This is a genomic window from Mesorhizobium sp. B2-1-1 (assembly GCF_006442975.2).
In the GTDB taxonomy this organism is placed as follows: Bacteria; Pseudomonadota; Alphaproteobacteria; order Rhizobiales; family Rhizobiaceae; genus Mesorhizobium.
Genome location: NZ_CP083954.1, coordinates 4,781,607 through 4,806,086 on the forward strand (window position 1 = coordinate 4,781,607; position 24,480 = coordinate 4,806,086).

The 24,480-nt window shown below is 64.2% G+C and carries 19 protein-coding genes; 5 read left to right on the forward strand and 14 right to left on the reverse strand.

The window, feature by feature from the left end:
* Nucleotides 1-12 precede the first annotated feature (12 nt).
* The 14 genes from FJ972_RS23500 to ftsZ all read right to left on the reverse strand — a co-directional run bounded on the left by FJ972_RS23500 (nt 13) and on the right by ftsZ (nt 16,425).
* Complete coding sequence (locus FJ972_RS23500; RefSeq protein WP_140520895.1) at nt 13-804, reverse strand: aspartate/glutamate racemase family protein; 792 nt, start codon at nt 802-804, stop codon at nt 13-15.
* Nucleotides 801-2,162 carry a dicarboxylate/amino acid:cation symporter gene (locus FJ972_RS23505; RefSeq protein WP_140520896.1) on the reverse strand — a complete coding sequence of 454 codons (1,362 nt, stop codon included), beginning with the start codon at nt 2,160-2,162 and terminating at the stop codon, nt 801-803. The genes FJ972_RS23500 and FJ972_RS23505 overlap by 4 nt, the downstream gene beginning before the upstream one ends.
* Nucleotides 2,163-2,164: 2 nt before the next feature.
* Nucleotides 2,165-2,998: a substrate-binding periplasmic protein gene (locus FJ972_RS23510; protein WP_181167181.1), complete on the reverse strand. Its 834-nt coding sequence runs from the start codon at nt 2,996-2,998 to the stop codon at nt 2,165-2,167.
* A gap of 233 nt (nt 2,999-3,231) precedes the next feature.
* The gene (locus FJ972_RS23515) at nt 3,232-4,173 is read right to left on the reverse strand and encodes a sugar phosphate isomerase/epimerase family protein (protein WP_140520897.1); all 942 of its coding nucleotides are present in this window, start codon (nt 4,171-4,173) and stop codon (nt 3,232-3,234) included.
* Nucleotides 4,174-4,221: 48 nt separating this feature from the next.
* Nucleotides 4,222-5,739, reverse strand: a complete 1,518-nt coding sequence (locus FJ972_RS23520) for a glycerol-3-phosphate dehydrogenase (RefSeq protein ID WP_140520898.1) — start codon at nt 5,737-5,739, stop codon at nt 4,222-4,224.
* Nucleotides 5,740-5,784: 45 nt separating this feature from the next.
* On the reverse strand, nt 5,785-6,825 hold the full coding sequence (locus tag FJ972_RS23525; RefSeq protein WP_140497767.1) for a 2-hydroxyacid dehydrogenase: 1,041 nt from the start codon (nt 6,823-6,825) through the stop codon (nt 5,785-5,787).
* A 10-nt stretch (nt 6,826-6,835) separates the two neighbouring features.
* A complete protein-coding gene (locus FJ972_RS23530; RefSeq protein ID WP_140520899.1) occupies nt 6,836-8,389 on the reverse strand; it encodes an FGGY-family carbohydrate kinase in 1,554 nt (517 codons plus the stop codon).
* Nucleotides 8,389-9,513, reverse strand: a complete 1,125-nt coding sequence (locus tag FJ972_RS23535; RefSeq protein ID WP_140497763.1) for an ABC transporter ATP-binding protein — start codon at nt 9,511-9,513, stop codon at nt 8,389-8,391. The genes FJ972_RS23530 and FJ972_RS23535 overlap by 1 nt, the downstream gene beginning before the upstream one ends.
* Nucleotides 9,510-10,628 carry an ABC transporter ATP-binding protein gene (locus FJ972_RS23540; protein ID WP_140497761.1) on the reverse strand — a complete coding sequence of 373 codons (1,119 nt, stop codon included), beginning with the start codon at nt 10,626-10,628 and terminating at the stop codon, nt 9,510-9,512. Before FJ972_RS23540 ends, FJ972_RS23535 begins: the two co-directional genes overlap by 4 nt.
* 4 nt (nt 10,629-10,632) lie before the next feature.
* Entirely contained in the window at nt 10,633-11,490 is an 858-nt protein-coding gene (locus FJ972_RS23545; RefSeq protein WP_140497759.1) for a carbohydrate ABC transporter permease, read from the reverse strand.
* Between the two features lie 12 nt (nt 11,491-11,502).
* On the reverse strand, nt 11,503-12,426 hold the full coding sequence (locus FJ972_RS23550) for a carbohydrate ABC transporter permease (RefSeq protein WP_013896837.1): 924 nt from the start codon (nt 12,424-12,426) through the stop codon (nt 11,503-11,505).
* A gap of 160 nt (nt 12,427-12,586) precedes the next feature.
* Complete coding sequence (locus FJ972_RS23555; RefSeq protein ID WP_140497757.1) at nt 12,587-14,032, reverse strand: ABC transporter substrate-binding protein; 1,446 nt, start codon at nt 14,030-14,032, stop codon at nt 12,587-12,589.
* Between the two features lie 45 nt (nt 14,033-14,077).
* Nucleotides 14,078-15,052: a sugar-binding transcriptional regulator gene (locus tag FJ972_RS23560; protein WP_181165158.1), complete on the reverse strand. Its 975-nt coding sequence runs from the start codon at nt 15,050-15,052 to the stop codon at nt 14,078-14,080.
* A gap of 335 nt (nt 15,053-15,387) precedes the next feature.
* Nucleotides 15,388-16,425 (reverse strand): cell division protein FtsZ, encoded by a 1,038-nt coding sequence (ftsZ, locus tag FJ972_RS23565; protein ID WP_140497755.1) that lies wholly within the window; start codon nt 16,423-16,425, stop codon nt 15,388-15,390.
* A 474-nt stretch (nt 16,426-16,899) separates the two neighbouring features.
* On the opposite strand from ftsZ, the gene FJ972_RS23570 reads away from it, so the two are divergent.
* The 5 genes from FJ972_RS23570 (at nt 16,900) to fhuB (ending at nt 24,473) form a co-directional block, all read left to right on the forward strand.
* Entirely contained in the window at nt 16,900-18,255 is a 1,356-nt protein-coding gene (locus FJ972_RS23570; RefSeq protein WP_140514618.1) for a glutamine synthetase family protein, read from the forward strand.
* A gap of 105 nt (nt 18,256-18,360) precedes the next feature.
* Nucleotides 18,361-19,245 carry a helix-turn-helix domain-containing protein gene (locus tag FJ972_RS23575; RefSeq protein WP_181173453.1) on the forward strand — a complete coding sequence of 295 codons (885 nt, stop codon included), beginning with the start codon at nt 18,361-18,363 and terminating at the stop codon, nt 19,243-19,245.
* Nucleotides 19,246-19,382: 137 nt separating this feature from the next.
* Nucleotides 19,383-21,572 (forward strand): TonB-dependent siderophore receptor, encoded by a 2,190-nt coding sequence (locus tag FJ972_RS23580; RefSeq protein ID WP_140520900.1) that lies wholly within the window; start codon nt 19,383-19,385, stop codon nt 21,570-21,572.
* Between the two features lie 22 nt (nt 21,573-21,594).
* Nucleotides 21,595-22,470 carry an iron-siderophore ABC transporter substrate-binding protein gene (locus FJ972_RS23585; protein WP_140520901.1) on the forward strand — a complete coding sequence of 292 codons (876 nt, stop codon included), beginning with the start codon at nt 21,595-21,597 and terminating at the stop codon, nt 22,468-22,470.
* An 11-nt stretch (nt 22,471-22,481) separates the two neighbouring features.
* Entirely contained in the window at nt 22,482-24,473 is a 1,992-nt protein-coding gene (fhuB, locus tag FJ972_RS23590) for a Fe(3+)-hydroxamate ABC transporter permease FhuB (RefSeq protein WP_210239836.1), read from the forward strand.
* Nucleotides 24,474-24,480 lie beyond the last annotated feature (7 nt).

Sequence of the window (24,480 nt, forward strand, 5' to 3'; positions counted from 1 at the left end):
TCCCGGAGCGGTTCAGTGTTGGATAGAACCGCCGAACCGCTCCAGCTCTTTACGGGATGAGAACACCGGCCGAGGTCGCGGAACGTCCTGCGCGGCGAAGCCCAACCGTGTCAAACAGGCTCGCGCCAGGGCTGCATTGCTGTCGATGACGACCAATCCGTTCGTAGGGTTGAGGCTGGCGGCCACCACCGACAGTTCGGTGCAGCCGAGAACGGCCGTATCGGCGCCGGCCGATCGCGCGATTTCAAGCGCGCGCTCGGTTTCGCTCGCCGCCTCCGCGATCGAACCACCCTTGACCAGGCCGATCGCTCTATCGACGCGACCCTGGAATTCCGTGACGGCGGGAAAGCAGAGCTCAAATCCCGCCGCCGACATCCTGTCCCGATAGAAGCCGGAGACCAGCGTGCCCTGCGTGGCGAGGATCGTAACCTTGCCTCGGCCCAGGCTACGATGGGTTTCAGCTACGACCGCGTCGGCGATATGGATGATCCGCGCCTGCGAGCTCGCCGCCAACTGCTCATACCAATGATGGGCGGTGTTGCACGGCATCGCGATACAGGCAACGCCGAGCGCATTGAGCGTCGAGACCCCGGCTTTCAAAGACGCCAGCGGACCGTCATGGCCGGCAAGGATCGCCTCGGTCCTGTCAGGCAGCTGTGGCACGCTGAGGATGACGGCGGGCACATGCTCATTGTCCCGGAACGCCTGGGTCATTCGGGTCAGCTTGAAGTAGAAGTCAGCCGATGCCAACGGCCCGAGGCCGCCAATGACGCCGAGCTGGAGGCTGATGCCATGGTCGATCATCGAGCGGGCTCGGCTTCGAGCTGTTCCGACGCCGCTTCGACAGACTGCGTTGTCTCCCTGTGGCTGGGCGCGATCATTGCGGTGCTCGCCGCAACGGTGCAGACGCTGGACAGCGTCATGAACGTGTCGACGGCCGCGTCGACCGCGACGAACAGGGCGAACGCCGCCTCGAAGGGAATCTTCAGGTAGCCACAGACGATCGACATCTGGGACAGGATGAGCAGGCTGCCCATGCCGCCGGTCGTGAGCGCGAGAAGCGCCGAGGTGATGCCGACGAGCAGGAGGTCGGGGATTGCCAGCGGACGGCCGTAGAGCTGGGCGATGAAAAGAACACCAGACGTGTAAAGCAGCGCCGGGCCTGTCCGCAGCAGTGCCGCCTGCAGCGGCACGAGCAGTTCGACGACCACGAGGCTGAACCGCAGACGCTCGCTCAGCAGGTTTATGACCCACGGAAGCGAGGCGACGGTAGAGCGCGTGGTGATGGCTACCATGAGAAGGGGCTGACAGGTCTTGATCGTGGCCCAGTAGCTTCGCCGAGAGCGGATGGCGATAACGCCAAATGCGCCGGCGATGAATGTGAGGCAGGAAAGACCCATCACCAGCAGATAACCGCCCATCAGCGTGAGCGGCTTGGTTCCGGTCGACGCGGTCTGATCCGCGATCAGGATGAAGGTTGCAAACGGCAATCCCCAGATGAACCAGTTGGTAAGGACCGTGCAGGCCCGGTAAACCGCGTTCAGCGCCTGAGACAGGCTCATGGACGAAGGCTGGGGAATCTTGCCCATCGCGAGCCCGAAAAGCAGGCAGAACAGCAGGACCTGGATGGTTTGACCGGAGGCCAGCGCGCTGAAGACGTTGTTCGGTACAAGATCGAGCAGTATCGAACGCCCGGTGTCGGATCCCTCATTGGGTGGTGGTTGGTAGGGGAATGCGAGATCGGTGGATACGCTGCCCTGCGAATTGATGAACTCGCCAAGCTCGATGCGCGATTGAGGATTCTCGATCTGGCCCGGCTGAAGGACAAGCGAGTAGGTGCCACTCACCAATACGCTCAGGAACGACACGACCAGCACCGCCATACCCACCCGGCCAAGGTAACGGACCGAGTTGGGATCCTGAACCATCGACATGATCGAGAAGATGACCGACGAGACCAGGTAGGGCAGGACGACCATCTTGAGGAAATTCAGGTAGAGCTGCGCCACCGGGCTGATCGCATGGGCAAATGCTGGATAATAGAGGCCGCAAAGGATTCCCGCCCCGATCATCGCAATCGTCGTCGCGGGCGAGCGCAATATGCGCCTCGCCGCCAGGCGCCAATCGAAAGCCAAGGGTCCGGCTGCTTCCGTGACGGCCATCGTCAGGCTTTGCTCCCCAACCGGTAGCGCGCGATGATCTCGTCAGTGTTGAGAACCTGCTGACCGCGCGCGAGATCGAGGTAAAGGTCGATAAACGCCGCGAGATGCGGATTGTCCGGTCGCACACCGATTGCGATCGTGTCTACCTTGTCGGTCAGCGTGATCGAGCGCGCGGCGACCGTCATCGACGGATCGTCGACCATCAGCTTCTTGATCTCGAAATCGTCGCGATACGCCATGTCGATCGTCCCGTCGCGGATCGCATCGACAACCATGTCCCAGCCTGCAAAACGATGAACTTGTGCATGCGGGAAGGTCGTCGCGGCATAGGTTGCGAATGAAGAGCCCTCGATCACGCCGAGATCGCCCGAGAAATCGCGGATGATCTGCTCGGGTGGTTTGCCTTGCGCGATGCGCGCCAGGTTGAGGCGATTGGCGATGAGGCCTTGGTGCAGCATGGCATAGGGCCGGGAATAGAGGATTGAGCGGCCACGGCGAAGGGTTCGGCTGAGCTTGCCGATGGCTATGTCCGCCTGGCCGGAAGTCAGCTGTTTCACCATGCCGTCGAACGTTGCGGCGGATCGGTCGAACACCGGCTCGACGCCAAGCTCCGCTGCTATGCCGCGGGCCAGTTCCATGTCTATGCCGCTGTCCCCCGATCCATCGGCCGGGAAAAATGGATCGGAGGCAAAGGCCGGCATCGCAATGCGCAGCGCATTGTCGCTGATGACGGGAGCGATCTCCGCCTGCTGTCCTGGAGTGTTGGCCGCCCGAGCTTGCGCGACCAGCAAGCCGACGCTTCCGGCCGTGAGCAGCGTGCGACGTGTAACCGACATGCGGGTTCTCTAGTTCGCGAGGGAAGCCGGACAACAAATCGGACCAATTCGCAGTATGCATGGCGAAGTTAAACAAAAGTATCTTTCGCATTGTACTTTTATAGCAATCAGCAGCGCAGGCTGCCGCAATACTCGCATTATGTAATGTATCTGGGATATCTGATTGCTTCGCTGGCGGGCCAACCGGTTGGACCGCCAACAGGCGCGAGTGGCATCGGCTGCCGCCCCGACCTCTACCCGGTTTTCGGCAGCAGATCAGGCCTGCCCGTGTCGATAAAGGGCGCCCAGTAGTCGACCGATTCGCGGATCATGGCGACCACCTGGTGGTCGACCGGTTCGCGCTCGCGGAACGACAGTTCGAGGCAGATCTCGTTGTCGGTGCCGCCGCCGCGCCGCACCGTCTCCAGCAGCTTTTCAGGCGTGATGCGGCCGTCCCTGTTGTGAGCCGCTGTGAACGGCCAATGACCACCCTTGTTCCTCGACGATTGCTTGATGTGGATGATCGGCGACTTCCTGGGGAAAGCCTCGGCCCAGGCATAGGGATCGATATCGGCCGGGTTGCTGGAGGTGACGTCGCCATGGTCGATGTCGACCATCATCTCCAGCGGAATGGCCATGCCGGCCGCGTCGATCGCATTCTGCAGCAGCCTGCAATTCTCGATCGTGTGGCCGAACTCGCGGCCGACCGACATCGGCTCCCAGAACAGGTAGTTAAGCCCGGCCGCGCGGGCGTGTTCGGCGACCTCGCGCCAGCATTCCAGTGCAATGTCGAACAGGCGCGCGCGGCGCGCGGGATCATCATAATCGCGATGGGTGAAGATCGCGAATTGGGTACCCATGCCGCCGGCGCCAAGCTCGGCCGAGATGTCGGCAAAGGTCTTGAACCAGCAGACATAGTAGCGGCGCACGTCCGCGTCTGGATGGCCGAAATGGTTGAGCCGGCCGTAAGGACCGGTCATGCCCGAGGTCACGCGCACGCCCGTGCGGGAGAGTGCGCCACGAAACAGGCGGACGAATTTCACGATCGTCGCCGCCGGCCAGCCCGGATTGACGAATTCATGCGTGAGCTGAATGTCCCTGATGCCGATGTCGTAGGCAATGGTATCAACCAGGTCGTCAGGCTCGGCAAAGCGATTGACCAGCGGATTGGTGTTGAGGGAGAGCGTGAATGCCAAGATCGCGATCCTCTCAGCCCTGTCGCGCTACATTGGCAATGATTGCCATCACCCTGCCCTCGCCAGCCGGCTCGCGCACCAGTGTTCGAAAGCCGATCTCTCCTCGGCGGAAAGATGCAGGCCGTGCTTGGTGCGCCGTTCGAGAATGTCGGCCGGTGTCTCAGCCCATTCCTGCTCGAACAGGTAACTGGCCTCGCGCTCGAAGAAATCCTTGCCGAAACATCGCCCGAGTTCCGCGAGCGAACGGGCCGCGCCGACCAGAAGACGTGTCCTGGTGCCGTAGAGCCGACCGTAATGCTTGAGCAGCGATGCAGGCATCCATGGATACTCCCGCCCGAGATCTCCTAGAAACTGTTCGAAATCGGCATTGGCGATGTCGCCGCCAGGCAGATGCGCCTTCGCCGTCCAAGGCTTGCCCATCCGGGGGAAGAACGGAGCGATCCTGTCCAGCGCATGCTCGGCGAGCTTGCGGAAGGTGGTGATCTTGCCGCCGAAGACGGACAGCAGCGGCGCCTCAGCATCCGGCGCGTCGAGTTCGAAAATATAGTCGCGGGTCACGGCACTCGGGTTGTCGGCATTGTCGTCATAGAGCGGCCTGACGCCGGAGAACGAATAGACGACATCGCCGCGCGCGAGGCCACGCTTGAAATAACGGTTGACCACCCTGATCAGGTATTCGATCTCGCTCTCATCCGCCGCCACGTCCTCGGGTCGGCCGTCATAGGGAATGTCGGTGGTGCCGATCAAGGCGAGATCGCCCTGATAAGGATTGATGAAGATCACCCGCTTGTCGCTGTTCTGGATGAGGTAAGCTTGGCGGCCCTCCCAGAATTTGGGCACGACGATATGGCTGCCCTTGACCAGCCGGACATTGCGCGTCGAGTTCTGGCCAGCAACGCGGTTGATGATGTCGTTGACCCAAGGGCCAGCGGCATTGACCAGCGCCCGCGTTCGCACGGTGGTTTTCACGCCGGTCTTGCCGTCGCGCATCTCCACCGACCAGAGGCCGCCTTCCCGGCGGGCGGCGGTGCAGGCGGTTCGGGTGAAGATCTTCGCTCCGCGCTCGCGCGCATCCAGCGCATTGATCAGCACGAGACGGGCGTCGTCGACCCAGCAATCGGAATATTCGAAACCGCGCTTGAACTCGTCCTTGATCGGCGCGCCCTCGGGCGCGGTGCGCAGGTCGAGCGTGCGGGTGGCCGGCAGCCGCTTGCGGCCGCCGAGATGGTCGTAGAGGAACAGGCCGAGCCGCACCAGCCAGGCCGGCCGGTCGTCAGGACTGTGCGGCAGCACGAAGCGCATCGGCCAGATGATGTGCGGTGCCGATTCCAGGAGTACCTCGCGCTCGATCAGCGCCTCGCGCACCAGGCGGAACTCGTAATATTCGAGGTAGCGCAGGCCGCCATGGACGAGCTTGCCCGATCGCGAACTGGTGCCTTCCGCCAGATCGTCCTTTTCGCACAGGATGACGGAGAGGCCGCGGCCTGCTGCATCGCGGGCTATGCCGGCGCCGTTGACGCCGCCGCCGATGACGAAAAGGTCGACGATTTCGGGTCCGCCACTCATCTCGTCACGATCTCGCTGCCGGATTTACACACCATGGCTGCCGCCTCAGCACGGATTGACCGGAGGCAGCCCGGCGATATAGCGGCGCACTTCCTCGGCGGCCTGCTCGGCCGCATAGGTCACGGTGCGCACCGAGGCGCCGGCGATATGCGGCGTCAGCGTCACGTTGGGAAGCTGCAGCAAGGGCCAGTCCGACGGCACAGGCTCGACCGCGAACGTCTCCAGCATGGCGCTGGCGATCTGGCCTGAAACAAGCGCCTCATAGAGTGCGTCATAGTCGACCAGCGGCCCGCGCGCCGTGTTGACGAAGATCACCCCGGGTTTCATCCGCGCGATGGTGTCCTTGCCGATCAGGCCGCGCGTCTCCGGCGTCACCCGCGAATGCAGCGTGACCACGTCGGAGCGGGATAGGAGATCGTCAAGCGCGACCAGTTCGACGCCGGCGTTGCGGTCCTCTGCGCTCAACTGCACATAGGGGTCGCTGACCAGAACGTGGCAGCCGAAAGCGCGCAGCAGCCTGACTACCTTTGTTCCGATATTGCCGTAACCGACGACGCCGACCGTCATCTCGCTAAGCTCGCGGCCGGTGCGGTCGGCGCGGTAGAGATCGCCGCGCCATTCGCCCCTGCGCAGCGCTTCGTGGCCGACCCGGATCAGCCGCGTTTCGGCCAATATGGCGCCGATGGTGAATTCGGCCACGGCGGTCGCGTTGCGGCCGGGCACGTTGACGACGGTGATGCCATGCGCGCGCGCCGCTTCCATGTCGATGTTGATCGGGCCGCCGCGCGACACCGCGACCAGCTTCAGGGCCGGCAGGCGGCGCATCATGCCCTCCGACAATGGTGCAAGCTGGGTGACGAGGATCTCGGCATCGCCAATGAACTCGACGACCTCGTCGGGACGGCCGAAATACTCCTTGACCTTGTCGAGGCCGAGCGCCGGATCGCCGAATTCCATCGGCTCGTCGGGCCAGGCGGTCTGCAATGTCCTGACATCGAGGTCACCGCTCGCGACCTTCTCGATTTTGGCGCGAAACACCTCCGGAAGCATGAAGTTGTCACCAATGATCGCTATTTTCCTGGGCATACTCGACTTCTCAATTTGCCTGCACCGAAGCCATCGCGCGCCAGACCGGCCGCAGCGCCTGGTGCGCCAACATGTAGGACGGGGTCATCCTGTCGTAGATCGCGGCGAGGTCCCGATCACTCGGCTCCGCCTCGCCAAGCAGCGGCGTCACCCATTCCGCGACGCATTCGTCCATCGACTTGTACAGGCCGACGCAGACCGCGGCTATCATCGCCGCGCCGGCCGCCCCGGCCTCCTCGCGCTGGCTGGTGCGGATGTCTGCGCCGACGGCGGCTCCGAGGATCTTGCGCAGCGCCGGGCTTCGGGCGGCGCCTCCGGTCAGCCGGATCTCGCGCGGCAATGGCCCCATGGCGGCGTAGCAATCGCGCGCGGCGAAGGCCAATCCCTCGAAGACGGCGCGCACCAGGTCGGCATAGCCGTGGCGCGAGGATATGCCGACGAAGCCGGCCCTGGCATTGGCATCGACGAACGGCCCCCGCTCGCCGGCCTCGGACACATAGGGCTGGTAGAGCAGCGAGGCGGGCTGCGAGGCGGCGATCCAGGTGTCGACGAGCGCGATCATCTCGCCATTGCTGCGGGTGATGCCTTGCGAAGCGAGGATGCCGGAAGCGAGCCCAAGCACCCAGTCGATGTTGAGGGTCGCCGCCATGTTGGACTGCATCTGCGCGAACACGCCGGGCGCCGGCATGGCCATGGTGTAGCCGGTTGCCGCCTCGTTCAGTTGCACGTCGTCCGGCGTCTCGGCCAGCCGCATATGCATGCCAGTGGAACCGATGATGGTGCAGCCGGGCTTGCGCTCGCGGTCGAGCAGGCCGGCGCCAAGCGCGGTGCAGACGACGTCGACATAGCCGAGCACGACCGGCGTGCCGGCAAGTATGCCGGTGGCGGCGGCCGCCGCCTGCGACAGACCGGCGCTGTGCCTGGTGCCGTCTGTGACCGGCGGTAGCAAATGCCTGAGGTCGGCGACGCCGAGCACGTCGAGCACATCCTCGCTATAGTCGCGGGTGCGGAAATCGCCAAAGGTGAAGGTTCCCTCGGAGGGGTCGGTGGCGCGCTCGCCGGTCAGCTTGAAATAGAGCCAGTCCTTGCAGTGAAACGCCGTCGCCGCCTTGTCGAGCATTTCAGGCATGTTGCGCTTCATGAACACGAACTGCGAGCCCTGCTGGCAGGCGGCGAGCCCGCTGCCGGTCTTTTCGAAGCGCAGCCGGTCCTCGGGCCGCGCGCGGATCTCCTCGACGACGCCGGCGGCGCGCGCGTCGAGCCAGAGCCAGCCCTTCGCCACCGGCTCGCCCTTGCCGTCGATCAGCCAGGTGCCGTCGCCCTGCCCGGTCACCGCGATGGCGATGGTCCGGCCGGCGAGATCGGGCACTTTCTCGGCGAGCTGGCGCAAGGTCGCCGCCGCATCCGCCCATGTGCGCGCAAGATCCTGTTCGGCGCCGCCGCCCGGCCGCGTCTCGTAATGGTTCGGCGTTGCCGCGGCGGCGATCTGCCGGCCTTTCGTGTCGAAGGCGATGGACTTGATGACGGAAGTACCGGCGTCGATACCGATCAAGAGATCACGCATCAGGCGAGCTCCATGCCGTGCGAAATGGCCTCGCCGCTCGCCTGGTCGAAGACATGCAGGTTCTTCGGGTCGATGCTGACATTGATCGGCGCGCCAAGATCCAGCCGGGTGCGGTCGTGCTCGACCAGGACCAGCGAGCCGCCGGCGAAATCGGCCGCGATATGGGTCTGGTCGCCAAGCCACTGGTTGGCCGAGACCCTGGCGGGAACACCCTCCTTCGAGCGCCGCACCGCATAAGGCCTGATGCCGATGACCACCCGCTCGCGGCTGAGCAGCTGGTCGCGGACCGGAGCGCTGAAGGCGTCCTTGTCGTAGTCCAGCGACAGCCCGTCGGGAAGCCTGAGATTGATGCGGCCGGCGGTGGCGCCGACATAGGCCTCGAAGACGTTCATCGGCGGCTCGCCAACGAAGGTGCCGGTGAACAGGTTCGCCGGACGCTCCTTGATCCTGTCCGGCGTATCGAACTGCTGCAGCACGCCGCCTTCCATCACCGCGATGCGGTCGGCAAGCGCATTGGCCTCGGTCTGGTCGTGCGTGACCAGGATCGCGGTCAAGCCGCGCTCCTTGATGAAATGCTTGATGCGGCCGCGCAGCACGGCACGCAGCTGCGGTTCGAGCTGCCCCATCGGCTCGTCCAGCAGATGCAAATCGGCGTCGCGGATCAGCGCCCGGCCGAGGCTGGCGCGCTGCTGCTGGCCGCCGGAGATAGAGCTTGGGTAACGCTCCAATATATCCTCGATCTCGAGCAGCTTGGCGATGCTGGCGACCCTGGCCTCGACCTCGCTTCTGGGCAGCCGGGCCGCCTTGAGCGCGAAGGCCATGTTCTCGCGCACCGTCAGCGGCGGGTAGAGCGAATAGCCCTCGAAGGCCATCGCCACGTTACGCCTGACCGGCGGCAGCGTGTGCACCTGGCGGCCGGCGACCGAGATCGCGCCGCGCGACACCTCCTCGAAGCCGGCGATCATGCGCAGCGTCGAGGTCTTGCCGCAGCCGGACGAACCGAGCAGCGCCACGATCTCGCCCTTGCCGATCTCCATCGTCAGCTTCTTGACGGCGTGGACGCCCCGGTCGATCGGGCCATAGAATTTGTCGACCCCGGAAATGGTGAGTGCGCTCGCGCTCATGCGGCTTCTCCGTTGCGCAAACTGACGACATTCTTCGAGCCGATGCGCTCGCCGCCGGCGCGATCGAACAACAGGGCGCTCTTGCCGTCGACGGCAATGTGGGCCTTGCCTTCGCTGCGGCCCGGTGTTCCGGCCGGCCGCGAAACCAGGATCTCGCGGCCGCGCAACGTGCGCACCAGCGTGACGATCTTTTCGTTGAGCGGGGTTTCGGCCTCGACCGTCACCGGAATGGCGCCGGGTTCATTTTCTCCGACGAAATGCAGTGCTTCCGGCCTGAGCCCGATGATGCAGTCGCGGCCGACCGCGGTCTCGGGAGCCCCGCCGAGATGGACCTGCACATTCGACAGGGCGACATGGATTCCCTTGGCGCCAAGCGCCGGCTTGACGTCGAGCAGGTTGATGGTCGGGTCGCCGAACAGCCGCGCGATCTCGATGTTGGCCGGCTCGCGATAGATCTGTTCGGGCGTGCCGAGCTGGCTGATGACGCCTTGCGACATCACCGCGATGCGGTCGCCGAGCGCCATGGCTTCCTTATAATCCTGGGTGACGTAGACGACGGTGGCGCCGCGGTCGGCTAGCAGGCGCGGCAGTTCGAGACGCATCTCGAAACGCAGCTTGGCATCGACATTGCGCAAGGGATCGTCGAGCAGCAGCAGCGGTGGCGAGCCGACCAGCGCACGGGCAAGCGCGGTGCGCTGCTTCTGGCCATTGGAGAGCGCACGCGGCTTGTGGGAGAGCACATGGGCGATCTTCAACAGCTTGGCGACGCTCTCGACGCCGGCCTTGATCGCGCCCTGCGACGACCGCTTGGCCTCCAGCGGCGTCGCGATGTTGTCGAACGCGCTCATATGCGGAAACAGCGCGAAATTCTGGAACGCCATGCCGACGCCACGGAATTCGGCGTCGACGTCGGTCATGTCCTCGCCGCCGATGAGGATCTTGCCTTCGTCGGGGTCGATGACGCCGGCGACGAGGCGCAGCAGCACCGTCTTGCCGGCGCCGGAGGGTCCGAACAGGACCAGCGTCTCACCGTCAGCGACGGTCAGCGAAAGATTGTCGAGCACGGTCTGGCTCTTGTAGCGCTTGACGAGGTTTCTGAGTTCGAGGCTGGCCATGGAACTACCCCTTCACCGCGCCGAGCGACAGGCCTTCGACCAGATAGCGCTGTGCATAGAGGGCGAGCGCCAGCGTCGGCGTGATCGACAGGACGATGGCCGCCGAGATCTGGCCGTACTGGATGCCCGAGGAGGTGATGAAGGCGAGCGCGCCGACCGTCACCGGCTGCTTGTCGGCCGAGGCCAGCACCAGCGCGAAGACGAAATTGTTCCAGGCGAAGATGAAGGCAAGCAGGCCGGCAGCGGCGATGCCGGGGCCGGCGAGCGGCAGCGCGATCTTGCGGAAGGTGGCAAACCAGGAATGGCCGCCGATGCGATAGGCATATTCGATGTCGGCCGGAATATCCTCGAAATAGCCGCGCACGATCCACAGGATCAGCGGCAGGCAGATCAGCTGGTAGACCCAGATCAGCCCGATATAGGTGTTGGCCAGCCCGAGCTTCTGGAAATAGAGCGTGAGCGGCAACAGCACCAGCAGGGCCGGCGCGAACCTGAACGACAGCAGCGTGAAGGCGATGTCCTCCGAGCCGCGGAACTTGTGCCGCGCGAAGGCGTAGGCCGCCGGGACGCCGAGCAGCAGCGAGACCGCCACCGAGGTCACCGACAGGAACACCGAATTCCACAGGTTGCGCATGAAGGCGATGTCGAGCGTGCCGGCGGCGGTCGTCAGCTTGCCGGTGATCAGCGCTGTGTAATTGGCAAGCGTCGGCTCGAAGACCAGCTGCGGCGGAATGCGCAGGATGGTCTCGTTGGTCTGGAACGACATCATCAGGATCCAGACGATCGGGAACATGAAGAAGATCACGACCAGCGTGAGTGCCGCGCCGCGCAGGGTGCGTTCAAGCAAGGAGGTGTGTTCCATGGCTGCCTCCTCCTATGCCTGGCCACGGGCGCGCTCGCGCAGCCTGAGCCAGTTCTTGATGAAGATGTTGGAGAGGAAATAGGTGATCGCCCACAGGATGATCATCAGCGCCGCCGAGCGGCCGACATTGGTCGACTGGAAGAAGTTGAGATAGGCCTCGACCTGGAAGACGGTCAGCGTGTCGCCCGGTCCTCCTTGCGTCATGGCGTAGATGATGTCGAACTGCTGGATGGAATCGAGCAGGCGGAACAAAGTCGCCGTCAGGATATACGGCGTCAGCATCGGCAGCGTGATGCGGAAGAAGACGAAGCTCCTCGGCACGCCATCGAGGGCCGCGGCCTCGAAGGGCTGCGTCGGCAGGCTGCGCAGGCCGGCAAGCAGCAGGATCATGATGAAAGGCGTGTAGACCCAGATATCGACGAGAACGACGGTGAACAAAGCCGTCGACGGCGACGAGGCCCAGCGGAAGTCCTGTAAGCCGATGAGGCTGGCAAGATAGCTCAGCACGCCGAAGCCGGGATTGGTCATCAGCTTCCACATCAGCGCGGCCAGTGCCGGCGCCGTCATCAGCGGCATCAGCAGCATGATCGAGATGAAGTTGTTCAGGGTCGAGCGCTTCTGCAAAAGCAGCGCGATGGCGAGGCCGAGAAGCAGTTCCAGCACCACCGTGGTGCCGGCATAGAGCAGCGAGATCTTGAGCGTGTTCCAGAACTTCGGATCGGTGAAGAAGGAGATATAGTTGTCGCCCCAGTTGAACTGCCGCGCCCAGGGCTGGCTCAGCCGATAGCGCTGGAAGGAATAGACGACCGAGGTCAGGAACGGAATCAGGATGCCGATGCAGACCAGCAGAGCCGGCAGGCTGAGCACGTAGGGCAGCACTCTCTTGCTGATCCTGAAGCCCGAGGGCTTGGGCCTTTGCGATACCACCGCAGTCATCGTGCTGCTCCGTTGTCCCTGTCGCTCCGCCCTGCCGGCCGCCCAAGGGAGCAAGGCGGCCGGTCGGGCGAATTGGCGGCCACCTTACGGCCCCGCGTCGCAATCTTGAAAAGATCAGGTGAGGACCGGCCTGCCAAGGCTGGCCGGTCCTCTGTTACATCTAGCCGAGGCCGGCTTCCTTGAGCTGGCCGTTGATGCTTTCGGCCAGCTTGTCGAGACCCTCGTCCACCGGCACTTCCTTGGCCACCATCTTTTGCAGCGTCGCCGCCCATTCGGTGGTGAGATCGAAGAACAGCGGCTGCGCCGTGAACTTGATCGAGGCGCCCGGCGCCGAGGCGTCGAACATCTCGACATAACCGGGATAGCTCTTGTTCAGCTTCTCGCGGAACGTCTCATCCTTCCAGACCGACTGGCGGACCGGATTGACGAAATCCATCTTGGTGGCGCCGAACAGAGCATGCTCGGGTCCGGAGGCCCACTGCATGAAGTACCACGTGGCGTCCTTGTCCTTGGAGAAGTTGGACATCGACAGCGACCAGATCCAGATGTTCGGCGTTGGCGCCTTGGCTTCCGGGTTGGCCTTGAAGGCGGCAAAGGCAAGCTTGCCGGCCATCTTGTTGTCGCCGCCATTCATGAAGTAGCCGAGGATGTCGGCGTCGAAGATCATCGCCGAGGCGCCGGCGCCGAGATCGGCGCCGACCTGGTACCAGGTGTAGGTCGACCAGTCCTTCGGACCGCTTTCCTGGATCATCTGCACCCATTGCTTGTGGAAAGCCTTGGACTGGGCGGTGTTCATGGCGGCCGACAATTTGCCGTCGGCCGACACGTTCAGGTCCTTCTGGTCGAAATTGGCGTAGGCCGAAAGGAAACCCGGATGGATCGTCGCCCAGGAGCGCGACCCGCGCACGCCAATGCCGTAGACGCCGCCGCCGACATCCTTGGTGAGCTTGGCGGCCGCGGCCACCATCTCGTCCATATTGCCGGGAACCTTGACGCCCGCCTTGTCGAACATCCCCTTGTTGTAGGTGATGTTGTTTTGCTCGAAGCCCCACGGAATGCACCATTGCTTGGCGTCTTCGGACCCCAGAGCGCCGCCCGGCTTGCCGTTCCAGGCGCAGGAGTTCTTGACGCCGGGCAGGAAGTCATCCCAGGCATAGTTGGGGTTGGTCTTGGCCGGATCCTTGATCCATTCATTGAGGTCGGTGATCCAGCCGGCTGGGCCGTAGGTCCAGGTCATATAGGCGCCGGTCATGAAGGCATCGTATTCGGGCGAGCTCGCCGACAACGCGGCCGTGACCTTGTCGAAATAGACGTCTTCCGGGAACACGTCGTAGACGACATTCATGCCGGTCAACTGCTTGAAGTTTTCGAGGTTGGCGATCATCGCATCCGCATAGGGATGCTTGTTGAGCAGGAGCTTGATGGTCTTGCCCTGGTGCGCCTTCCAGTCGAAGTCGGCGGCCAGCGCCCGGGTCTGCCCAAGATTGAGCAGCGTACCGGCCGTGCCGGCGGCAAGGCCCATCGCACCCAGGCCCTTGATCAGCCCACGACGGTCGACTTGTCCGCGCAGGAAAGCGTCAATGAGGTCTTTCTCTTTCTCATGCATTTGGTCTTCTCCTCCACAGGGTAGTTTTAACTGAACCGACGCCGGCTACCCGACTGGCGTCTCCTCCACGAGCGATCGCGCTGTCCGCTCATCAGTTATCAGGCCCTTGAGATAGCGGCCCTCCAGCACCGCTTTGACGGCTCGAACCTTGACCTTGCCGCCGGCGACCGCGACGATCCGGCGGCTGGCGATGTCCTCGCGCGCCAGCGCCAGCGCCCGATTGGAAAGGGTTGTCGCCACCGCTTTGCCGGCATCGTCGAAGAAATGGCCGAGCAATTCGCCGACGCCGCCATTGCGGCGGATCTCCTCCATCTCGCCCTTCTCGATCATGCCGGTGGCGACGAGCGAGGCTTCGCGTTCGGCCGTGCCGATGCCGGCAAACAAAAGGTCGGCGGATCTTGCGAGATCGAAAACCTCGCTGATGCCCTTCTGTCCCAGCAACACCGCGCGGTCGTCCACCGTGTTGGCGAACATTGGCACCGGCATCACATAGGCTTCGGCGCCGGTGCGCTCGGCGAGGCGGTGAATGACGTCATGCGGGTTGGCCGAGAACTTCCGCGTCAAGCCGCCGAGCAGCGAAACGAAGCGGATCTTGTCTGTCGAGCTGCGCGGCAGGTATTCCACGCAGGCGGCGAGCGTGCGGCCATGGCCGACGCCGATCAGCGCCTGCTCGCCGCGTTCGATCTCACGCTTGAGGAATTGCGCGCCGGCGATGCCGAGCGCCTTGAGCGGCAACTCCTCGGAATCGAAATCGGGAACCACCTCGCAATAATCGAGGCCGTAGCGGCGCGACAGCTCGTCCTCGAGCTCGACGCATTCCGAGACTTCGCCGTCGATATAGACCTTCACCAGCCCTTCCTGATTGGCCTTGGTGATCAGGCGGTGGGCCTTGAGGCTGGTCAGCCCGAGGCGCTTGGCAACCTCGGATTGGGTCAGGCCGCCGGCGTAATGAAGCCAGGCGGCGCGTGCCGCCATGCCGGTTTCATCATCGCGCAAGAGGCCGTTTCCAAATCCAACCACGTTCCGCCCTCTGATATTTTTTTCAGGTTCTGCAAAATTTTTCACATGGACGCATCGGAGTCAAGCGCCAAGCGCCTGCAAACGCTGATTTTCAATGAGAATGGACGAGCGAACACCGGGCGTGGCACCGGTCAGGGTAACAGCGGCAGCGAAAGCGCAGGAATCCGATCACCGTCGCCGCCGTCTAGGTGAAGCGGCGGCGCCCAGCGTTCGCCGGTGAGCGGATCGCACCATTCGGCAGGCCGCTTTCGGGTGATCAGGTCCAGGCCGAACTTGGTGGTGCGCCGGGGACGTCGAGGTGCCCGGCAGCGGCCAAGGCCGCCGGCGAGCAGCGCCTATTGCAACGTCCGCGCCGCGAATGGCATGGAATGGTCGTGCGCCATGCCGGCATCGGCATCTTCCACGCCGAGCCCGCGGTCGAGGCCGGTGGCCACCACCGAAACCCTGAACCGGCCTTCCATGCTCTTGTCGAAGATGGCGCCGACGATGATGTCGGCGTCTTCATAGACCTCTTCACGGATTCTCGTGGCGGCCTCGTCGACCTCGAACAGGGTCATGTCGCGGCCGCCGGAAATCGAGACCAGCACGCCCTTGGCGCCCTTCATCGACATCTCGTCCAGCAGCGGGTTGGCGATGGCGGCTTCCGCCGCCTTCATCGCCCGGCTATCGCCTGACGCCTCGCCGGTTCCCATCATGGCGCGGCCCATGCCGCGCATCACCGATTTGACGTCGGCGAAGTCGAGATTGATCAGGCCTTCCTTGACGATGAGATCGGTGATGCAGCTGACGCCGGCATAGAGCACCCGGTCGGCGATGACGAAGGCATCGGCGAAGGTGGTCTTGGCGTCGGCGATCCGGAACAGGTTCTGGTTGGGGATGACGATCACGGTGTCGGCGCTTTCGCGCAGCCGCTCGATGCCTTCTTCGGCCATCTGCATGCGGCGCCTGCCCTCGAAAGTGAACGGCTTGGTGACGACGCCGACCGTCAGGATGCCTGCCTTGCGCGCCGCTTGGGCTATGACCGGCGCGGCGCCGGTTCCGGTGCCGCCGCCCATTCCGGCGGTGACGAAGCACATGTGGGTGCCGGCCAGATGGTCCATGATCTCGTCCAGCGATTCCTCGGCCGCGGCGCGGCCGATCTCGGGAAGCGATCCGGCGCCCAGCCCTTCGGTTACATGCGCGCCGAGTTGGATCAGCCGCGTCGCCTTGGACATGGTGAGCGCCTGTGCATCTGTGTTGGCGGCAATGAATTCGGTGCCCTGAAGCTGCTCGGCGATCATGTTGTTGATGGCGTTGCCGCCGCCGCCGCCGACGCCGACAACGGTGATCTTGGGTCTCATCTCGGAGATCTCGGGCTTCTTGAACTCGGCCATGCGTCTTCTCCTTCGCCAGTCGCTCGCGCTTCACGCCCCGCCAGATCGATCACACCGCAAAACGGCAATCGACGCAGAGCGGCGTGACGAATCAGTCCGCTCGGATGGGTGTCCCAAAAAGCCAGAGAGCGGCCAGAGGTGCAAGTGCGGGGAAGGTCAAGATTTGTGATAGGGACGTTTCATATCCCCACGACGGCCGCGCATGCCCGAGAGTGATGCCGGCATCCCGGCTTCACCCTGCGCGCGCCAAGCCCGATGCCGAGCCTTGGCTTTCCACGCTCTTGCCTCTATGTTTCGGTCGCAGATCGCGCAACTGGTTTTGAAATGCCTCCCGACATCCCAGCTAATGACTTGAATAAATAGGGAAACATCCGGCTGCGGCCAGATATGGATCCCGAAAACTCACAAGCCATTTTTACCAGGGACAGCGCGGCCGATCAGGGCTCGGGCACCTTCGAAACCAGAGGTTGGAAATTGGGCGATGCAATTGCGGACGTTCTGAGCTGGCTTGAGAGCCGAAACGACATCCAGAGCCTGAGGGCCGCGGTGTGCGACCTCAACGGCATCATGCGGGGAAAGCGCATCCCCGTCGAGCAGGCGCGCAAGGCACTGGAGGGCAAGCTGCGCATGCCCTATTCGCTGATCGGGCTGGACATCTGGGGCGAGGATATCGAAGGCAACGCGCTGGTGTTCTCGACCGGCGACGCAGACGGATTGTGCCAATGGACCGGCCGCGGCATCCTTCCGGTGAACTGGACGGCGCATCCGACCGCCCTCATCCCGCTCTGGCTCGCCGACGAAGGCGGCGCACCGTATCTCGGGGATCCCCGGCGGGCACTGGCCCGTATCCTCGACCGCTACAAGGCTTTGGGCCTGACGCCTGTGGCCGCCACCGAGCTCGAATTCTATCTTGTCGACCCGCAATCGCAGCGACCGGTCGGGCCTGTCTCGCCGGTCACCGGGCGGCGTCTGGATTCCGACGCGGCACTGTCAATCGACGAGATCGACGACTTCGAGGCCTTCATCCACGACATCTACGAAGCCTGCCGAGCACAAGGCATTCCCGTCGATACCGCCATTGCCGAGAACGGCGTCGGCCAGTTCGAGATCAATTTGAACCATGTCGCGGACGCGCTGCGGGCGGCCGACGACGCCGTCCTGTTCAAGCGCACGGTGAAGGGCATTGCCCGCAAGCACGGCTTTGCCGCCTGCTTCATGGCCAAGCCTTATGGCGACCGAGCCGGCAACGGCTTCCACGTCCATTTCAGCCTTGTCGACGCCAACGGGCGCAACGTCTTCGACGACGGCACCGACCAGGGCTCCGGCATTATGCGCCACGCTGTCGGCGGACTGCTGGCGGCGATGGCCGAGAGCACGCTGGTGTTCGCGCCGCATTTCAACTCCTACCGCAGGCTCCGGCCGAGATCCTACGCGCCGACCGCCGTCGCCTGGGGTTACGAGAACCGCATGGTCGCGATCCGCATTCCCGGCGGCCCGACTGGTGCGCGCCGGATCGAGCATCGCGTGTCGGGAGCGGACGCCAATCCCTATCTTGTGCTTGCCGCCATACTGGGCGCGGCACTGGTCGGCATCGAAAGGCAGATGTCACCGGGCGACCCAACCGGGAACGACGGGCAAGGCCTTGCCCCGGCCAAGCTGCCGCCGGACTGGGCATCCGCGATCGCGGCCTTTGAAAGCGGGACGCATGTGGCGGAGATCTTCCCGGCGATCCTGCGCCACTCTTTCATCGCCTGCAAACGCCAGGAACTGAATACGTTCGCGCTCAACGTCAGCGACTTCGAGATCGAGACCTATCTCGAAAGCGTCTGAGGCTGCGCTGACCGACAGCAGCGGCGTCGGTTCAGCACGACCTTCGACGCAAGGGCTTGCGGTGCTGTCGCTGACCGGGCATAACATGATAGTTTCTAAGCAGAATTGACCTTCGTCGCGCGCATGGAGAGCCGGATTCAGGGATTTGCCGTAATTGGCGACCTGAAATGGCACGTCTGGGACGGCGTGGTCGCCGACCTCTGGGACGTCTCATGCGGTGACAATGCCGAGGGTTACTACATCTCTCCCGACCCCCGGCTGTTCGTCGCTCTCGATATCGACGGCGACGGTGCCTTCGTCGTCGAAGGCGCCCAGGGCGAACCGCGCCGCCACAACCAGGCGTTTTCCGCAGCCTATATACCGGCCGGGGTGCCGATCCGCGGCCGCGTCGAGGGACTCAAACGGATCAGGCATCTCGACCTGCATTTCGACGCCGCGACACTGACCCGCCGCTTCGGCCGCAGCCTCGATCGCGATGCCTTGCAGATCTCGCGCCTCCAGTTTCGCGATGATCGGATCGCCACGCTTGCCGGCCTTATCGCCGCTGAATGCGGCAGCGAGTGGAACCTGCATGATCTTTATGGCGAAGGTCTGCTCAACGCCTTGTTCGCATCCCTTTTCCAGATAGACCGGCCAAGTGCCGCCAGGCGCCGGTCGCCCCTGCCCCGCCGCAAACTGCGCCTCGTCACGGATTACATCGACGCCCACTGCCTGGACAGGATCCGCCTTGCTGATCTTGCCGCGCTGACCGGCCTGTCCGAAACCGCGATGAGCCATGCCTTCAAGGCAGCAACGGGCGTGCCGCCGCATCGCTGGCAGATGCAGGCGCGGATCGACAGGGCAAAGGCGATGATGGCGCATGAGGCTGCCTCGCTTGGCGACATCGCCCAGGCCACCGGCTTCTTCGACCAGGCGCACCTCACCCGCGTGTTCAAGTCCGTGGTCGGATTGACCCCGGGTGCGTGGATGAAGAGCGCCGGCCGCCGGTGACATTTCCGCAACACGGCACCGCGATATCAGTGGTTTGGACAAGAATGGACAAGCCGCCCAAATCAGTCCAATGACCCGTTGATAAGTTGAGGTAAACCATCAAGTATCTCAACGACGACAGGCGGGGACTTTCCTGAATGAGCAGAATTTACCGGATCAAGGCGCTTCTGGCGGCTGGCGTCGCAGCTGCCGCGATGATCCCGCCAATGCCGGCGTTCGCGCAGACGGCGCAATCCAGCACCCAGCTCGAACCGGTCGTGGTCGAAGGCGAGGCCGGAGATAGCGCGACCGGGCCGGTCGACGGCGTCGTCGCCAAGACGACCAGAACGGGCTCCAAGACGGCGACCGACATCAAGGAGGTCCCGCAATCCGTCTCGGTGGTCGGACGGCAGGAGATCGAGGATCAGGGTGCACAGAAAGCTGACGAGGCGCTGCGCTACACCGCCGGGGCCTTTGCGCAGCCTTTTGGCCCCGACAGCGACACCAACTGGATGTACATTCGTGGCTTCGATGCAACGGCCACCGGGACCTACATGGATGGCCTCCAGCTGTTCAGTTATGGTTTCGGCGGTTTCTATGTCGACAGCTTCGGCCTTGAGCGCATCGAAGTGCTGAAGGGGCCGGCCTCGGTGCTTTATGGCGGCAGCAATCCGGGCGGCCTGGTCAACTATGTCAGCAAGCGCCCGGACTTCGAACGCACGCGCTATGTCGAAACCGGCATCAACGATGCCGGCAATGTCTATCTCGGCTTCGACATCGGCGATGTCGCCAGCAACGGCACGGTCAGCTACCGGATGACGGGCAAGGTCGCCGGCGGCGATACCTACAGCGACCTGCAGAACGGCTGGCGCGGCTTCATCTCGCCGAGCATTAGCTGGAAGCCAGACGAAGCGACCACGCTAACCATACTGGCCAATTACAGCCACATCGACGAGAACCATAATGGCGGCAGCTTCCTGCCCTACGATGGCACCGTGGTCGATCACATTGTCGGCGGCGTGAACTATGGCCGCATCGATCCCGATGCGAACTTCACGGAGCCGAGCATCGATCTCTACAAGCGCGAACAGGGCTCCCTCGGCTACGAGCTCGAGCACACGTTCGACAATGACTGGACCGTTCGCTCCAGCGCCCGTTTCACCGCCGCCGACATCAACGAGGTCAGCGTCTATCCGAACGGCTGGTCAACGATCGGAGGGCCGACCGAGCTGGCGCGGATCAATTTCGATCATGACACCACGGCCAAGACGTTCCTCGCCGACAACCAGATCGAAGGCAAGGTGGCGACCGGAGCGATCGAACATACGATCCTCGCTGGCGTCGATTTCAAATATTACAACATCGACCAGGTACAGTCGTCCGGCCTCTACGATCCCAATTATGACAATCCAATCGACGCTTTCGATCCGGTGTACGGTTCGCCGCTGACACCTCGCGTCAGCTATCTCAATCAGGACCTGACGCAGAAACAGCTTGGCTTCTATGCACAGGATCAAATGCGCTTCGGCGACGGCTGGCTGGTGACGCTGAACGGCCGCTACGACCGTGGCTGGCTCGAAGCCGACAACCGCCCGACCTATTACTCGGCGGGCTCCAGCACGCAGAGCAGCACGGTTGGCGACTTCTCCGGCCGCGCCGGCCTGGCCTATGAGTTTGCCAACGGCGTAACCCCCTATGCCAGCATCGCCACCTTCTTCAATCCGATCATCGGCACCGATGCGATGGGCAATCTGTTCAAGCCGGAAGAGGGCACGCAATACGAAGTCGGCGTGAAGTATGTGCCGACTTTTGTCGATGGCCTGTTCACCCTGTCGCTGTTCGACCTGACCCGCCAGAACGTGCCGTCGAATGTCACTCCCTTCACCCAGATGCAGACCGGCGAGGTGCGTTCACGCGGCGTCGAACTCGAAGGCAAGGTGAACGTGACGGAGGATTTCCGGCTTACCGGTGCATTCACAGCTTACGACATCGACATCACCAGGGACGCCAACCCGGCGCTCGTCGGCAAGACGCCTTTCATCGTGCCGGAAGTGATGGCTTCCGCATCGGTCGATTACACCTTCCGTGGCGACTGGTATGACGGCATCTCGATTGGCGGCGGGTTGCGCTATATCGGCTCCTCATGGGCAGACAATGAGAATACAGCGAAGGTTCCGGCGGTGACGCTGGCCGACCTGAAGCTCGGCTACGAGAAAGAGAACTGGGGCGTCGACCTCAACATCACCAACCTTTTCGACAAGAGCTATGTGTCGAGTTGCCAGACAACGCTCACCTGCTCCTACGGCGAAGGCCGCTCCTTCAAGCTGAAGGCGCACACGAGTTGGTAGTCATGGACCGAACCCACCGGCGATGATCCATCCGCCCAACAGACGGCAGGTGCTTGCGCTGACGGCCGCGGCCTTGCTGCCGCCGGTTGCCGGCAGGACTGCGACGACAAATGTTGCCGCGATCGATTGGGGCATGCTGGAAACGCTTCTGGCGCTCGGCGTCGAGCCGGTGGCGGCGACCGAACTGATCCAGTTCCGCAGGATTGCGCTCGAGCCTGCCGTTCCCCAAACCGTGACCGATCTCGGACTGCGCGGCACGCCCAACTACGAGCTGTTGCGCATCGTCGCGCCGGACCTGATCGTCATCTCCAATTTCTACGAGTACCAACGCCCGATTCTGGAACGCATAGCGCCGGTGTTCGCGCAAACCGTCTACGAGGCCGGAGTGCCGCCCTACGCACTCGCCGAGGCAGCGACGCTGGCCCTGGGCGAAAAGCTCGGACGACCGGCCGAAGCGAAGCGTTACGTCAACGAAACCGCCGACGACATAGCGCGGCGTCGCGCCGCCATGCCAACCAGGTCCGCACGGCCGGTCTTTGTCATCAGCCTCGGCGACTCCAGGCACTTCCGCGCCTTCGGCCGGGACTCCATGTTCGGTGACGTGCTCACGCGGCTCGGCCTGGTCAATGCCTGGTCCGACGAGACAAGTTACAGCGCGGCAGCACCCGTTGGCCTGGAGGCGCTGGCGCGGGTGCCCGAGGCCTCCATCCTGATCGTCTCGCCCTTGCCGGCGGATGTCGGGCGCTCGCTTCCCACCAATGCGTTGTGGAACGCGCTGCCGGCCGTGAGCAAAGGCCGCGTCGCGGTGCTCGAAGCGATCAACCATTTCGGCTGCCTGCCGTCGGCGCGCCGCTTCGCGCGGCTGGCGACGGCGGCGCTTGCGGGTCATGCTTCGTGACGGAGCGCGCTGTGGCCCGAAGCGAGATACCTCACCGCACCATCGGCGGCGCGCTGTCGCCCATTATCCTGTGGGGCCTGCTCGCGGGGCTGGCCGCACTCTTGTTCGCATGGCGCGTCGGCATGCAGCAGCCGGCATCGGTGCCGGACGATCTCCGCCATGTCATCCTGTTCTACAGCTCGCTGCCGCGCGCCTTCGTCGCGGTGCTGGCGGGGGCCGTGCTCGGCCTGTCCGGCCTGCTGTTGCAGCATGTGCTGCGCAATCCGCTGGCGGAACCATCGACGCTCGGCATTTCGGGCGGCGCGCAACTGGCCATGACGCTCGCCTCGCTTTACGCGCCGTTGCTGATGGAGCGGTCGCAAGGGCTGGTCGCCTTTGCCGGCGGCACCGCCGCTGTGCTGCTCGTGCTCGCGTTGACCTGGCGGCGCGGGCTGGAGCCGGTGTCGGTCGTGCTCGCCGGAATGATGGTGGCGCTGACCGCGAGTTCCGTCAGCTTCGCGCTGATCCTCGCCAATGGCGACTACCTGTTCTCGCTGTTCATCTGGGGCGGCGGGTCGCTGGTGCAGCAGGATTGGCAACCGGCTATCGCCCTGACGATCAGGCTGGCGGCCGGCGCCGCCGCGGCGCTGATGCTGCTGCGGCCGCTGACCATCCTTGGCCTCGACGACGCCTCGGCGCGCGGCCTTGGCGTTGCCCGCCACACCAGCCGCTTTCTCATCATCGCGCTTGCGGTGTGGATGGCAACGACTGTCGCGGCGCAGATCGGCGTCATTGGTTTCGTCGGCCTTGCCGCGCCGGCGCTCGCCATGCTTTCGGGCGCGCGCACCCTGCGGCAGAAGCTGATCGCCGCGCCGCTGATCGGCGCGGTACTGCTGTGGCTGACGGACGGGCTGGTCCAGCTGGCCGCCGGCTCCGGCGGCGAGCGTATTCCGACCGGCGCGGGAACCGCGCTTCTGGGCGGCCCACTGCTGCTGTGGCTGCTGCCGCGGTTGCGCATGTTCGAATGGCCGCATCTCGGTTCCAATGGCGTGACGCCGCGCAAGGCCCGCCGTCCGTGGCTCATCATCCTCGTCTTGCTTGCGCTCACATTTGCCGCCGCCTTGGCCCTCGTGGTCGGGCGCGGACCGGCAGGGTGGTCGATCGCCAGCGGCGACCTGCTGGCCGATCTTGTCTCCTGGCGCGCGCCGCGTGTCGGCGTGGCCGCGGCCGCCGGCGCGATGCTCGCGGCGGCGGGCGTGGTCATCCAGCGCGTTACCGGCAACCCTCTGGCGAGCCCCGAAGTGCTTGGCGTCGGCACCGGCGCGGGCGCCGGTCTGACCGCCGTGCTGACGGTCAGCGCAACGACCGGGCTCGGCTGGCAGCTCGCCGGCTCGGCCGCGGGCTCACTGGCGGCACTGGCCGCCATGCTGGCCATCGCCGCCAAGGCAAAGTTCGGCGCCGACCGATTGCTGCTTGCCGGCATTGCCATGAGCGCACTGTGCAGCGCGCTGATCACCGCGACGATCGCGATGGGCAATACACAGTCCTATGTGCTGTTGCGCTGGCTGAGCGGTTCGACCGGCCAGGCGACCGCCCTGGACGCAGCCGTTGCACTGGCCTGCCTGTTGCCACTGACGCTGCCGCTTTTTCTTGCCGCGCGCTGGCTGGACATCCTGCCGCTCGGGGCCGACAGCGCGCGCGGACTTGGCGTGCCCGTAGCCGGCGGGCGGCTGATGCTGGTCGTCGTCAGCGCGCTCCTGACCGCGCTGGCCGCTTTGATCGTCGGCCCGTTGAGCTTCGTCGGCCTGATCGCGCCACACCTTGCCCGGCTCCTCGGCTTTTGGCGCGCACGCATTCATCTTGCCGGGGCGATGCTTCTGGGCGCCTTGCTGATGACCATATCGGACTGGCTGTCGCGCATGGCGGCCTTCCCGTACGAACTGCCTGTCGGCCTATTCGCCTCACTGCTCGGCGGGCCGTATCTCGTCTACCTGCTTGCCAAGGGCGTGCCTCGTCAGGGCTGACGCGGTC

Bases quoted from the DNA above. Each gene is read 5' to 3' on its own strand.
- FJ972_RS23500 (WP_140520895.1), bottom strand. From the start codon at position 804: ATGATCGACCATGGCATCAGCCTCCAGCTCGGCGTCATTGGCGGCCTC.
- FJ972_RS23505 (WP_140520896.1), bottom strand. From the start codon at position 2,162: ATGGCCGTCACGGAAGCAGCCGGACCCTTGGCTTTCGATTGGCGCCTG.
- FJ972_RS23510 (WP_181167181.1), bottom strand. From the start codon at position 2,998: ATGTCGGTTACACGTCGCACGCTGCTCACGGCCGGAAGCGTCGGCTTG.
- FJ972_RS23520 (WP_140520898.1), bottom strand. From the start codon at position 5,739: ATGAGTGGCGGACCCGAAATCGTCGACCTTTTCGTCATCGGCGGCGGC.
- FJ972_RS23525 (WP_140497767.1), bottom strand. From the start codon at position 6,825: ATGCCCAGGAAAATAGCGATCATTGGTGACAACTTCATGCTTCCGGAG.
- FJ972_RS23530 (WP_140520899.1), bottom strand. From the start codon at position 8,389: ATGCGTGATCTCTTGATCGGTATCGACGCCGGTACTTCCGTCATCAAG.
- FJ972_RS23535 (WP_140497763.1), bottom strand. From the start codon at position 9,513: ATGAGCGCGAGCGCACTCACCATTTCCGGGGTCGACAAATTCTATGGC.
- FJ972_RS23540 (WP_140497761.1), bottom strand. From the start codon at position 10,628: ATGGCCAGCCTCGAACTCAGAAACCTCGTCAAGCGCTACAAGAGCCAG.
- FJ972_RS23545 (WP_140497759.1), bottom strand. From the start codon at position 11,490: ATGGAACACACCTCCTTGCTTGAACGCACCCTGCGCGGCGCGGCACTC.
- FJ972_RS23550 (WP_013896837.1), bottom strand. From the start codon at position 12,426: ATGACTGCGGTGGTATCGCAAAGGCCCAAGCCCTCGGGCTTCAGGATC.
- FJ972_RS23555 (WP_140497757.1), bottom strand. From the start codon at position 14,032: ATGCATGAGAAAGAGAAAGACCTCATTGACGCTTTCCTGCGCGGACAA.
- ftsZ (WP_140497755.1), bottom strand. From the start codon at position 16,425: ATGGCCGAGTTCAAGAAGCCCGAGATCTCCGAGATGAGACCCAAGATC.
- FJ972_RS23580 (WP_140520900.1), top strand. From the start codon at position 19,383: ATGAGCAGAATTTACCGGATCAAGGCGCTTCTGGCGGCTGGCGTCGCA.
- FJ972_RS23585 (WP_140520901.1), top strand. From the start codon at position 21,595: ATGATCCATCCGCCCAACAGACGGCAGGTGCTTGCGCTGACGGCCGCG.